12 protein-coding genes and 1 pseudogene are annotated in these 12,451 nt (G+C 34.1%); 2 read left to right on the top strand and 11 right to left on the bottom strand.

The window, feature by feature from the left end; translation table 11 throughout:
- Window positions 1-27: 27 nt before the first annotated feature.
- Window positions 28-678, bottom strand: a complete 651-nt coding sequence (locus NST21_RS10090; RefSeq protein ID WP_340888929.1) for a DsbA family oxidoreductase — start codon at window positions 676-678, stop codon at window positions 28-30.
- Between the two features lie 458 nt (window positions 679-1,136).
- Entirely contained in the window at window positions 1,137-4,172 is a 3,036-nt protein-coding gene (locus NST21_RS10085; protein ID WP_340888928.1) for an efflux RND transporter permease subunit, read from the bottom strand.
- Between the two features lie 772 nt (window positions 4,173-4,944).
- On the opposite strand from NST21_RS10085, the gene NST21_RS10080 reads away from it, so the two are divergent.
- On the top strand, window positions 4,945-5,343 hold the full coding sequence (locus tag NST21_RS10080; protein WP_340888926.1) for a hypothetical protein: 399 nt from the start codon (window positions 4,945-4,947) through the stop codon (window positions 5,341-5,343).
- A 21-nt stretch (window positions 5,344-5,364) separates the two neighbouring features.
- Window positions 5,365-5,934, top strand: a complete 570-nt coding sequence (locus NST21_RS10075; protein WP_340888925.1) for a hypothetical protein — start codon at window positions 5,365-5,367, stop codon at window positions 5,932-5,934.
- 351 nt (window positions 5,935-6,285) lie between these two features.
- On the opposite strand, the gene NST21_RS10070 is transcribed toward NST21_RS10075, so the two are convergent.
- The 9 genes and pseudogenes from NST21_RS10070 to NST21_RS10035 all read right to left on the bottom strand — a co-directional run bounded on the left by NST21_RS10070 (window position 6,286) and on the right by NST21_RS10035 (window position 12,308).
- Window positions 6,286-6,423: a hypothetical protein gene (locus NST21_RS10070; RefSeq protein WP_157444492.1), complete on the bottom strand. Its 138-nt coding sequence runs from the start codon at window positions 6,421-6,423 to the stop codon at window positions 6,286-6,288.
- A gap of 34 nt (window positions 6,424-6,457) precedes the next feature.
- Window positions 6,458-6,544 (bottom strand): annotated as a pseudogene (locus tag NST21_RS28775) (DUF6944 family repetitive protein); the annotation flags it as partial.
- A 284-nt stretch (window positions 6,545-6,828) separates the two neighbouring features.
- Complete coding sequence (locus tag NST21_RS10065; protein WP_057218054.1) at window positions 6,829-7,167, bottom strand: YolD-like family protein; 339 nt, start codon at window positions 7,165-7,167, stop codon at window positions 6,829-6,831.
- 487 nt (window positions 7,168-7,654) lie between these two features.
- Complete coding sequence (locus tag NST21_RS10060) at window positions 7,655-8,089, bottom strand: protein-tyrosine phosphatase family protein (RefSeq protein WP_340888919.1); 435 nt, start codon at window positions 8,087-8,089, stop codon at window positions 7,655-7,657.
- A 1,061-nt stretch (window positions 8,090-9,150) separates the two neighbouring features.
- Entirely contained in the window at window positions 9,151-9,573 is a 423-nt protein-coding gene (locus tag NST21_RS10055) for a hypothetical protein (protein WP_340888918.1), read from the bottom strand.
- A gap of 413 nt (window positions 9,574-9,986) precedes the next feature.
- Window positions 9,987-10,334 carry a hypothetical protein gene (locus tag NST21_RS10050; protein WP_340888917.1) on the bottom strand — a complete coding sequence of 116 codons (348 nt, stop codon included), beginning with the start codon at window positions 10,332-10,334 and terminating at the stop codon, window positions 9,987-9,989.
- A 189-nt stretch (window positions 10,335-10,523) separates the two neighbouring features.
- Window positions 10,524-10,730 carry a hypothetical protein gene (locus tag NST21_RS10045; RefSeq protein WP_053345473.1) on the bottom strand — a complete coding sequence of 69 codons (207 nt, stop codon included), beginning with the start codon at window positions 10,728-10,730 and terminating at the stop codon, window positions 10,524-10,526.
- A gap of 595 nt (window positions 10,731-11,325) precedes the next feature.
- The gene (locus tag NST21_RS10040; RefSeq protein ID WP_340888915.1) at window positions 11,326-11,661 is read right to left on the bottom strand and encodes a hypothetical protein; all 336 of its coding nucleotides are present in this window, start codon (window positions 11,659-11,661) and stop codon (window positions 11,326-11,328) included.
- A 491-nt stretch (window positions 11,662-12,152) separates the two neighbouring features.
- Complete coding sequence (locus tag NST21_RS10035) at window positions 12,153-12,308, bottom strand: hypothetical protein (RefSeq protein WP_340888913.1); 156 nt, start codon at window positions 12,306-12,308, stop codon at window positions 12,153-12,155.
- Window positions 12,309-12,451: the final 143 nt, after the last annotated feature.

Genomic DNA, 12,451 nt, shown 5'->3' with positions numbered 1-12,451 from the left:
GATTTTTTCTAATAGTTTAAACCGTTATTAGCAATTTCCCTTCATATCACATTGCAAGCCATCAAATTCATTTTGTTTATTTTTTTCTGCTTCGTTCTCAATGGCTTGTGCTAACCTTTCTTTGCTAGCTAGTCCTTGAATAACTTCATCACCAATAATAAACGTTGGAACAGCCATAATGTTAGCTTCTTCGTAAGCATGTTTTAGAGCTTCTTGATGCACTTCGCGATACTTACGTGACACTAACGCTTCTCTAAAAGCATCCTCAGGGATTTCAACTTCACCTGCTAATTTTGTTAATACTTCAATATCTTCAATATTTTGTTCCTCTTGAAAAAATGCCGTAAACACTCTGCTGTGGAACTCATTCCCTTTTCCATGCTCCTTTGCAAACTGACACCCTTCAAAAGCCAAATGTGTATATGGATGTGGAGAAACACGTGGTAAACGCATATCGACTCCGAGCTTTTTCGCAGTAGGAAGAATATAAGAATCCCATGAATTCAATTTTTCAGGCTCTTGCCATGGATCAATTTTGGAATATGGACTCGGACGCAATTCAAATGGCATCCATTCTACTTCTACATCTTTTTCCTTTACGATTTCATCTAAAGGACCTTTTCCTAAGAAACAAAATGGACATATGAAATCAGAATAAGCTTTAATTTTTACAGTCATATTATATTCCTCTCTTTTTATCAATAGTTTACACTTGTAACTTAATTAGTTACAATAAAAGTAAAAAAATATGCTTTCTCTACAATATAGAATGCAATTGATTAACTACACATTCACTGTGCAGCATGTATTTGATTTAGTAGTGATGTAACTACTTGTTCCATTGCTTCTTGCGGTTGTATTATTTATCACCTCTGCTGTAACTATTTTAGTTACAGGTTGAACAGAAGTCAACTATTTTTTAAATAAAATTTAAAAAGCATGAGATGATCATATGCATTTTGAGATATATCTACACTGAATCTAAAGGACTACAGGAAAAACAGGCAAAGAATCTAAAGGCCATCTTCCCTATTCTTTGACTGGCTCTTGTAACTGTAAGTTTTATATTCATTTTAAAGAAAAAAAGTTTGTAAAGAAAGCGTCGCTTTCTCTACAAACTTTTTTATTAAGCTCCCTTACATCTCGATGTGTTCGTTAACGGGTTCTCTCTTTTTCTTTCTCTGTTTTTTCGATTTTTTATAGTGTAGCAATTCGTATATACATGGAATGACGATAAGTGTGAGCAGTGTAGAAACAGCAAGCCCGCCAATGACAACGATGGCTAAGCTTTGCGAAACCAAACTTCCAGTTTCCGCCTTTTTATATAAAAGAGGCAGCATTGCACAAATGGTTGCTACAGCCGTCATAATAATCGGACGGAATCTTGTAGCCGTTGCTTCAATAATTGCATCACGAATAATCATTTTTTGTTCGTTTTGTTTGACTCTATCCAGAAGCACAATCGCGTTTGTCACCACAATTCCAATTAACATAAGCGCACCCAACAGTGCTGTAATATCCACTGGAATTCGACTGATAACCAATCCTAACACTGCTCCAATAGCAGCGAACGGCAATGAAAATAAAATCGCGATCGGTGCTTTAATTGATTTAAATGTTATAACCATGATTAGAAAGACAATACCTATCGATATTAACATGGTAAGGAACAAATCAGTAAAATCATCTGTCTGCTGAGCGCTAGCTCCTCCAACATAAATATCTACATCTTTCGGAATACCAAGGCCTTTGTTCTCCTTATCTCCAAATATCTCAAGATTTATTTTGCTTGCAATATCAGAAAGCTTAGCCGGATCTACGGTTGCAGTTAATTGAAGATACGTTTCTCCGTCTTTATGGAACTGGGTTGTTGCACTCTCTTCACTCTTTAAAGAAGCAACTTTTGACACCGGGACTAAACCACCATCTGTCATAATAGGAATATTCTTTAAATCCTTTGGTTTTTTAGGATCTAAGATTGGTTCAAGGACTACAGGTGTCTGCTTATCCTCCAAGGTAATATTGCCGATTGGGGTTCTATTAAGCATGATACCAAGTTGTTGCCCTATTTGTTCTGTGTTGCCTTTAGCCGGATCTACCTTGAATGAATATATGGTTTTCTTTTCGTCTTGGTTCGTTGTAACATCTTCAATTCCTTTAATATCTTGAATATTTTGTTTGATCTTATTGGCTGTCAACTCCAAATCTTCAACATTACTGCCAATCACATCTATCGTAATGTTCGTCTTTGATGCCCCCATCATAAATGAAGAAGCGGTGGTAGTAAGCTTCGCATCAGGATAGTTTTCTTTTTGCTTTTCGATTTCCCCCAAGATTGTATCTATGTTTGCTTTATCCTTCACTAAGATACCAAAAGTCGCTTCTGTAGGTGATGTGACAGCGCCATATTGAGCCGCTTCGGCAGAGTTTCCTAATTGCATGAACACATTATCCACTACACTCATATCTTGAATCGTTTCTTCGAGTTCAATCGCTTTTTCTTTTACTTTATCAAAGGGCTGATCATTTGGATAAGTTAACGTCACTGAGACATAGTCAGCTGAAGAATTATCAATTGCTCCTTTTGGCATAGCAAAATATGTACCAATTGAACCGACAAACAACAGCAATGCAACAATCAAGACCATCCATTTATGGTTTAATGACCAAGTAACCAACTTAGTAAAACGCTTAGCTGGTCGATGTTTTGGCAACTTCGCTTTCTTCAGCAATCCTGCACTCATTAACGGAACAACAGTTAATGCTACAATTAAAGAAGCTAGCAAAGAATAAGTGACCGTTAAAGCAAAAGGCAGTAGAAATTCTTGAAGCCCTCCGTTCAATAAAGCTACTGGCAAGAAGACGGCTACAGTAGTAAGTGTTGAAGCTGTTATCGCCACTCCTACTTCTTTTGTTGCATCCATCACCAATTGGATTGAAATCTTCTCTTGTTGCATTTTCCGGAAAATATTTTCAATAACAACAATACTATCGTCCACCAAGCGACCAATCGCTACAGCGACACCGCCTAGCGTCAATATATTTAACGTCACTCCCGACAATGACAGCAAAAATAACGTGAAGCCAAGAGATAACGGTATGGATACGATTGTAATAAATGTAGACCGTACATTTCGTAAAAAGACCATAATCACAATAGTGGCGAATAGTGCACCAAGTAGCACTTCTTTAACCATCGTCTGAACAGAAGTCTCCACCATATCAGCTGTAGATAAATAGATAGTTGATTTCTGGTCAGGATACTTTTCATTAATTTCTTTTGATACTTTTTCAACTTCTTTACTGATTGTGACAGCATTTGATTGGCTGTCCTTAATAATGCTTATATCAATGCTTTCTTTTCCGTTAAAACGACTTATGAGGTTACCATTCTTCGCTTCGTCAACTTTTGCTATCTCTCCTAGCGTGACCTTTGAAGTGACCTTTAGCGCTTTTAATTTTTCAATACTCGTTAAATCACCGATAACCTTAATATTACTTGTCTTCCCATCAATCACCTTCTCGCCAACGGCTAGAGCTGTATTCTGACCGTTAAGGACGCTCATTACATCTTGAATGGAGACTTTCTTTTTAGCCAATTGTTTATTATCCACTTTAACTGAAAGAACAGATTGGGAAACTCCAAATGTCTGTACATCTGAAACTCCTTTAATATCTTTATATAGAGGCTCTAATTCTTTCTTAGCAAAGTCTAGATTTTCAGCTGTTAATCCGTCCTTAAAAGTCACAGCTATAAATGAAATAGGAATCATTGAGGTATTAAGCTGTGTAACAGTAGGCTTTGCAATATTTTGAGGCAATGTTACATTGTCTAAAGCCTCTTGAACATCAAGTTTTGCTTGTTTCATATCAGATCCCGATTCAAAGAATAGATCTACTTTTGAAAATCCATCTCCAGTGGTGGAGTATACTGAACTCTTTCCTTTTACTCCTGTAACAACCCTTTCTATCGGATCTGTAACTTGCGTTTCCATCGTTTTCGAATCAGTGCCCTGCCCCATTGTGACAATCGTAACTTGTGGATTATCAGCAGATGGTAAAAATTCCATCGGCAGTTTAAAATAACTAACAACTCCTATCAACAAAATAAAAATGGTTACTAATGAAACTGCTGCCTTGTTCTTAAACGACCACTTAGTAAAAAACTCCATGTAAATCCCACCCCAGATTGTATATTTTAGAAAATAATTCCATTTTAAATAATACCATATATTACTAATGTAAGTGAGTAAAAATTTTAGTTTTGAAATAAAATTTATTTTAAATTAATGCTCCCTTAATAAACGAACAAAGAAAAGAGCGTGTTTTGAAAAATGATTGTTCAAAACCTGCTCTTATAATATTTAATCGAAATATTCTTTAATAAAAAAGATTGATAATTTTCGTGTTCCTTATTTAATTACGCTACCCGTTAACTGAATAAGAATTGTCTCAAAAACTACTTTTTTCCCAATGTTCTTTAGCTTGGTTCAAATGAATTAATACTTCATTTGCCACCTATCGTATACATCCAATATTCATTATTTTCTTAAATGTATCTAAACCAGTCCCAATATTATTTATTTATCGCATCAACGAACATACTCCATTGAATTTGCTTTAGCTAACTGATGAAAACCAAGTTCTTACCCAATTCGGGCCAACGGTACCAATAGGAGCAGTTATCCGAATACTTTGTCGCTATTCCTTGAAAACCTCCCTTCCCATGTTTCAAACAGTGGTGAAAGGTATTAACATGCTGTAGGGGGAAAATCCCCTTTTTTACAGGGGAACATTAGCATAAATAGCCCTCACAAATGAGAAGAGTTTTATCATTATTTTATACAAATGAACTCTTACTTTTTATTTGAACCATTTTATTTCCATCGCATACATTATCAAAGATAAAAGCCCAATGTGTTTTGGTTATCAGGAGGAAATTATATGAGAAGAAATTTAAAGAAATACGGGCAAACTCTACAATTGGTGGGAGGAAATTTAGTTTATATCTCTAATATGGTACATCCTACTTATATTGATGGAATAATTTCTGATTATGACCAGTACTGTATAGATTTAAAAAATGCGATTAGTGTAGGACAGTGTAGTGTCCAATCTCTAGAGACTATTGTTCCCCCATATCTTTTGGATGGGGAACATGGATTATTAATAAAATCATTCAAGGAAATTTTAGATTGTTTGAATAATTTATTATGTAGAATTGATAATGAAACCCTAACAGAATTGAATGAAGACGATATACAAAATGAAATTTCCAAATTAAAAGACATCGAACAAGAGCTAAATGTGGCAACATTGAGCTTATTAAAAAAAATAAAGTAACAGCCAAGAAGGTGAGAAGTTTTGAACCAGTGGAAACCCGAAGAAGATCATATTTTAAATTCCTTACCTACTAATATTGGAGATAAGATTGATTTATTTGGTTCATTGATTGTTAACATAGGAAACATTCTTACTGTTCTTGGGATTGCAGTAGAAGCTCAAGAGGTAGAAGAAATTGAAGAAGTAGAGGAGTTAGAAAACCCCGATACATCAGGAGCAGGAACAGGTTCAGGAACAAGTTCAAGAAAAGGAAAAGGAAAAGGAAAAGGATCAGGTTCAGATTCAGGTTCAGATTCAGGTTCAGGTTCAGAATCAAATGTAGGCTTTGCATTAGCTTTAATAGGTGCCATTATAATTACAATTGGTGACTTAGTTTCATCAAGTGGTGTCGCGATTGAAATAGAACAATCCGCTATATTAGAAAAAAAAGAAGAACAAGAAGCAAAGGAACAAAGTAGGAAAATGAGGAAAATGGAAAATCAAATCACCTCATTGCAAAAGGATGTGAATTCATTACTCCAAGTTTCCGAATCCCTAAAAAGAGAAGTGATTTTCTTACAAAACGTCATCTATCCTAATTATCACCAATAACAATCATTTTGTGTTCACCAAAACGTGATAATATAAATAGCTATCAGTTTGTAGGAAATTCATAATGAATATTCGACATAATGGGCACTTCCCCTCTGTATATAGCAATTATATTTCGTCCCTAAAAAACCTTTATATATTTAATAAATTAATATACTCCTTTCATAAGGAGTTTTTGCTATTTAGCTCTTTTTCTCTAATGAAAACTGCTGAATTTTATCAAATACATATTATTCTAATTCAATATGGAAACTTATTCACTTTTAGTTGAACATATAGAAAGGGACCTTTATATAAAAAAACCGCCCTTGAAGGACGGTTATCAAAGAGAATTTAAGGTATAACCTTTAATTATTCATCTATCTCCAATTGAATCTCCTGAGTTTCTTCTTTAATTTGTCCAATTAAAGACAACACCGAACCGATTGCTTGAATCCAACTTCCGATTACCCCAATTTTTTTGTGCGTCTTTATTGTTGATCTTCTCAAGTTGATAGACCCCACCCAACGCTAGCATAGAGTTCCCTATTCCTTGTAATAACCCTCCTATGATATTCTCGGCTCGACCAGATGGATTATTATCTTCAAATTCATCGGTAAGCCCCACCAAACTACCTAAAGCTTGGAGCCAATTCCCTGTAATTATTAACTTTTGATTAACCTCATTTTCAATTTAATTAGCAGGCCCATTATTACGGTTGCATCGCCCGTAGCTTAAATTTCGTCGCCTAGTAATTCTAGAGATATCGTACCTTGACCATCAGCTGAGAGCTCACTTCCACCATTTCAAAGGAAGGCACTGATAAATCAAGAAAAGAAATTGACGTTTCAATGGATGAGTTATTTGAAGATTAATGATCGTGCCTCTTCTCTATTAAGAAGGGTTTTTCTTTTTTAATCCACAACCAATAGATCAATTATTTCTGTAAATTGAATATACTCAATAGAATTATCTTTCTTCTGAACTCGTAGCTCCTTAATAATCGGGTGTATATATACGCAATACCCCTGTAGTTCTCTTGGAAACCCGTCATTATATAATTGAAACTTTATCGGCAAATGGTTTTCCATCGAGTAGTGAATTTGATTTTCATGTTCTTCAATCTGGTATTCATCAAGAATTGGTTTCTCTATTCTAAAATAATCTTCGTTCATTTGCTTTTGAAATGCTTTATGCTCAGGTAAAATCAAGGCTGGCTGCCACTTTTGAATTCCTCGGTCACGTATAGACATCTTAAGAAGACCTCCCTTTTTTATATCATACGCGAACAAACGTTCTTTTATGAATAGAAAAAATCCCATCCCTATATTTGATTCAACCTTTATGAAAGATCTTTAGTTTTCATTTGCAATTGCCTGATTGATATACAAAACGCTATAAAAAAGCATGGGAAATCAACTGTAAATAAGGGAGTTTCAGTGTGAAAAAAGCTGCATCAAAAGATTTATCTAAATTAAGATTCACTAGTGTAGTTGTTTTAAAGACCGGACATTTCATCTTTCACTGGTTGAATAATAATGGCATTAGCAATCTGCAGCATATTTTTTCTCCTCATTGCTACCTGGCGGATAATACCAAGAGCTTCTAGTTTTTTATCATACAAGTTCCAAAAACGACTAAACGATCGAGCTCCGATTGAATATCCAATCTCGATGGCTATCTAGTCTTTTTTTATAACTGTCTGTTTGACAGTGATAAGTACATACATGGGTCTTTTTCTTACAGGTTTAAATAATTTTCATACTGAGTTAGCAATTGCAGATAGTTTTCAGTGGGTTTTATATCAGGTTTTTTTTGTTTAACCAAGTAAAGGGCCTCTTCTCGATTTAATCTATATTTTTGCATATAAAATGCAGTAATGATAAAGCCCAATCGTTGTATTCCTAAAGTATCGTGAATTAATATTCGATAGCCCTGGTCAAACAATTGATTAAGCTGTTTGATCAAGTTATCGACCAATTCTAAACTAGGAGTTACCCATATAGTAATAGGAACCCATATCATTATTCTTCTTGAAAAATCAAATGGAGGACGATCAGGTTTCGTACGTAGGTTCACGATGACTGATATATTTCTCTGAACAAAACCCCAATCATCGGAAGAAATTCGTCCTCCAATGTACATTCGTCCTGGTATCATCTCCACAAAACCCATTTACATTGCCACCTACTCCATATTTTTAACTAATGCATATTATGATGGAATACAATTTAGTATTCTTAAAAAATCACTCTCGACTTTAGAGTACGAGAAGACCTAAGCTTTGTTTACTTAGTAGAGGGAAAGTCTTCTAGTGTAGTTCTTTTAATTGATAATTCCCTCCATATTTTGATACCTCCATGAATAATGGTCATGCAATTTCGTATATTTTTATGATCATATTGCCATTGATTTTTTATACGGAATTTAAAAGGAAGGAATATATGAATCAAAATATTTATTAAACAAACGGGGGATAAAAGAAGAAAATTTCATTACCATCTCTCTCTGGAGATGGACATACGTGGATTGTAGAAAAAATAAAATTGAACCAGAAATAACTTTTTATAAGACATCGAAGCGAATAAAACAACTGTAATCTTTAGGTCATTCATAGAAATATTTAATAACCTCTACGAACACATAGAAGATGATATTGAAGTAAGTGAATTTGAATATGAGATACCTGCTAAACGCGCTAAAGAGTTATTGAAAACCTGCTATAAAGGAAAAAGCCGATATTAGATACTTGTAAATAGAAAAGAAGATTTTTGATCTTTAGAGGTTACTCTGAAGTGGAAATTGAAGAGCTTTAAGAATTATTACGAGTTACAAAACATTAACCACCCTTCACAATCCCGAAAAAATAAAAAGGGAATAGTAGCAGCCATACAGAATTAGTATGGCTGCTTATAAATGAAATCGGGATGTATGAGCTGCGAACTGCTTGTGAATCTCATTTCACATTGGATTCATTGTTGCTAAGAAGGCTTCTAGTGTACTTGGTTTAATCCATTGACTATTTCGAAATCTCCTTTGAATTTAGAGCTTTGGCAAACTCGCTTTTTCCTTAGCTAGTACTTACAAAGCACCTAGTAATTCTATGTGATTCCTAGAAAATTTTGTGAAAACATAGACTAAATCATCCTACATCTTTTTACCTTCCCTTACTTAGGGAGCAGTTTTATTTAGTTATAATTACATTTGCTACTATATCGTATAAGTATAACTTGAGTTTAAACCTCTCTGGATAGATATATTGCCTCAACCTCTTTTTCAGTAAGATTGAATTTTACAGAAGCTTTTTTAATGGATTCTTCCATGCTTTCAATCTCTCCAAAGGTATTTCTAACAAAATCATAGATCATTAATTGGACCTTATCTCTTTTAGCGTCTATATTAACTTTATTTGGATGTAAATCTGGTGTAAGTTGTACAGCTCTACCATTAATAGCCTCTATAACTTCACCAACTATTTTCCATCGATATTTCATTGTTAAATGTGCTACTTTTACGTAATAACCTATTTCATCCTTATTTACTACCCAATCACCATTAGGATGTTTTTGTTTTAAAAATTGGTTTACACTTACACCTGTACTTGTTTTGTGATTTTTTAGTGTTTCCAACGTAAAAATTGATAATTGACTACTATCCATTTTATCAACTCCCTTTGTCCTATAAATTCGGCACAAGGAGATAATTTCCTGCAAATGAAAAGCACCCATTATTATGCTTTCGAATTATCATTTTAAAAAGTCTCTCATTTCTCTAGCCATTATTTTAAATTTATTAATTATTCTCTTCTAGACTTGCATCCTTTTAACGTAGGTATAGCCTCGCCCAAACCGGCACCAAGTTTGATTATTGCTGATTCATGCACCATTAATAATTTATTAATTTTGGTCGTTCCTCCTCGTTTTTTTCAAGATCATTTAATATTACATAAATAAGTTTCAATGTATTCATGTCATTAACTCCTGTCGCCTACTCATTTTGACAAAAGAGATAATCCCCTTTTATTAAAAAAGGCAAAAGCACCCAATGAAATGAGTGCTTTGAACTAAAATGATTACGATTCATTTAGGTATGTTTTGAGTTTCTCTTTATCAGAAACATGAATCCAAGGTAAATCAAGATTATCATCATTAATTCCAGGCGTGATAACACGGGTATATAAAAGGTCATAAATACAATCATTAATTAAAAGGGTATCTTCATCTGATATTCTTTCTCTATTGGTTATAGTACCGCCACCTGAATGTTCAGTTACCCCAAATATTAAGCCTTGTTGTTTTAAAGAACTCCTAATCACTTCTCTAATAGCCTCTAGACTAGTTAACGGGAATACATCAAGGTGTTTAACAATCATTCTTAAAATATCCTCTTTAGTTAAAACCAGTTCACTATTTTGTCGCAATTATCCCACCCCCTCTCGTCATATTCTCCAAACGACAGGTTATTTCCTTCTTTATCCATAAAAAGACGACACTCTCTTCATGAGTGCCGTCCCTTTGCTTATTATAAATTTTCTATGCCTTAATCAAACAACATTTCGACTAAAGGAGATAATTTCCTGCAAGTAAAAAACACCATCGCAAGGATGCTCCTACATTGGTTCAAAGCTTTTCATTTTAAATTCATTTACAGGCCGATTAATCGACTTTCCTAACTTTATATTAAGTTCTTGGTAATCCTTAGTATCATCAGGATCAATATCTTCTCTGACGTTTAGTATCTCGTATCGGTCATATTTCTCGGGAGTAAGACCTCCGTCAACATGAATAAAAAGCCTATATTTAACTCTCAGATTCATTTTTACCATCTCCTTTATCTAACAGTTCGATATTAGGAGATAATTTCCTGCTTATTTCCTCCTGACAGCTCTATCAAATTACTGATCAGCATTATAAATAGCTATATCTCTCGTCTGATCACTAGTCTAATTAGTCGGTATGGATACGAAGAAATACATAATTATTTTAATCCTAGATTGAGAAATAGATGTGAGGAGTTATTAAAATTTTATTTAGGTGATAGAACATGAACATTAATATTGAGGTCAACTTACACGCAAAGGGAAATATTTTTTACAGAGTGGTAGTTTTCCAGTCGTCGGTTCACACTACAAGAATGATCCAGATTGGACAGCTGCAATTACCGCCTACGAATGGATTCAGCAGATGAAAAGGGAACATGCTTCTAGTGATATTTTAGGATTGATAAAGTCTTTATAACGGAGACGATGATATTACGAAGTTAGAAAAGAAGGTTAGGCCTGTAATTCAGGATAATTTACCTTTTTAAATAAAAATAAGCCCTTCTTAATAGAAAAGGGCTTTAAAATTAGAAGTATCTGTACAATTTCATATACGCGCTCTCAAAGTTTCTATTAGCCACTAACGTCTTTTTCAATAAGGGTAGTATGAATATGCATCTGGGTATGGGTATGGAGCATATCCTGGATATCCATAATCATATCCATAATAGCCATCATATCCATAGCCACCCCCATAATAGGGCCCTGCAAGCAACGCTCCTGCAGCAAGACCTCCTAGAAAAGGAAATCCAAAACCAAATGGTCTTCCAAAACCAAATGGTCTCCCAAATCCAAATGGTCTCCCAAAACCAAATGGTCTCCCAAAACCAAATGGTCTCCCAAAACCTCCAAAGTGACCTCCACCACCAAAACCAATTCTTCTTAAATCATTTGCATTTATATCTTCATTTATTATTAAATCATACATTTTTAATAATTCCCCCTCAATTCTTTATTTGATTTAGATTATGTAAAGATAAGGAGGATGTTTAGGTTCATTACCTAGAAATATGTACATTCGTGGAGTTTTTTACTTCTTGTTACTAACTACATTTATCAAGAAATATAATACCCCCTCTCGGTAGGAGAGGTCCTGTTAGTTTTTAATGAGTAATTTTTATTATTCCTAGATTGAGAAATAGATGTGAGGAATTATTTGAATTTTGTTTAGGTGATAGAACATGATCATTAATATTGTGGTCAACTTACACGCAAAGGGAAATAACTTTTTACAGAGACGTAGTTTTCCAGTCGTCGGTTCACACTTGAGCAAATATGTTTGAGTGAATGGAGAATATTTATTAGGTAAACAGTGAAATCAAGGTTTGTTCAATGACTAGAGGATCTAGTACAGGCAAGTTTATCTATGCCTTGTATCACCCTCTAAATTTTTTACTTTTAATCTCAATTTCTATTTTTTTAATGCGAATCCATATTTTTACGCTTATCAAAAAAATAAATCAAACTAGCAATAATCACCATAATAATTGAATAAAGAACAGCCTTAATAAAAGTGAAGTCTAAAATAAAATAGGAAACCATTAATAAAACAACAAATAATAATATGTGCTTCATCATCTCATCACCTCATTTTTAACAAATTAGTATTTTTAGAAAAACGGTTCCACGATAGTGGACTTCTTATATCAGTTCTTAACCTGCCCCCCGGATCTTTTTTAAAGATTTAGTAATTATCCCCACTTTTCCGATCTCATAAT

The sequence above is a fragment of the Peribacillus sp. FSL K6-1552 genome (assembly GCF_038005205.1).
Lineage (GTDB): Bacteria > Bacillota > Bacilli > Bacillales > DSM-1321 > Peribacillus > Peribacillus butanolivorans.
Note: the sequence above shows the minus strand (reverse complement) of the source record. Positions and strands in the feature narration are given on the sequence as shown.

Excerpts from the sequence above, each read along its gene's own strand:
- NST21_RS10090 (WP_340888929.1), bottom strand. The coding sequence starts at position 678 with ATGACTGTAAAAATTAAAGCTTATTCTGATTTCATATGTCCATTTTGT.
- NST21_RS10085 (WP_340888928.1), bottom strand. The coding sequence starts at position 4,172 with ATGGAGTTTTTTACTAAGTGGTCGTTTAAGAACAAGGCAGCAGTTTCA.
- NST21_RS10080 (WP_340888926.1), top strand. The coding sequence starts at position 4,945 with ATGAGAAGAAATTTAAAGAAATACGGGCAAACTCTACAATTGGTGGGA.
- NST21_RS10065 (WP_057218054.1), bottom strand. The coding sequence starts at position 7,167 with ATGTCTATACGTGACCGAGGAATTCAAAAGTGGCAGCCAGCCTTGATT.
- NST21_RS10060 (WP_340888919.1), bottom strand. The coding sequence starts at position 8,089 with ATGGGTTTTGTGGAGATGATACCAGGACGAATGTACATTGGAGGACGA.
- NST21_RS10055 (WP_340888918.1), bottom strand. The coding sequence starts at position 9,573 with ATGGATAGTAGTCAATTATCAATTTTTACGTTGGAAACACTAAAAAAT.
- NST21_RS10045 (WP_053345473.1), bottom strand. The coding sequence starts at position 10,730 with ATGAATCTGAGAGTTAAATATAGGCTTTTTATTCATGTTGACGGAGGT.
- NST21_RS10040 (WP_340888915.1), bottom strand. The coding sequence starts at position 11,661 with ATGTATGATTTAATAATAAATGAAGATATAAATGCAAATGATTTAAGA.
- NST21_RS10035 (WP_340888913.1), bottom strand. The coding sequence starts at position 12,308 with ATGAAGCACATATTATTATTTGTTGTTTTATTAATGGTTTCCTATTTT.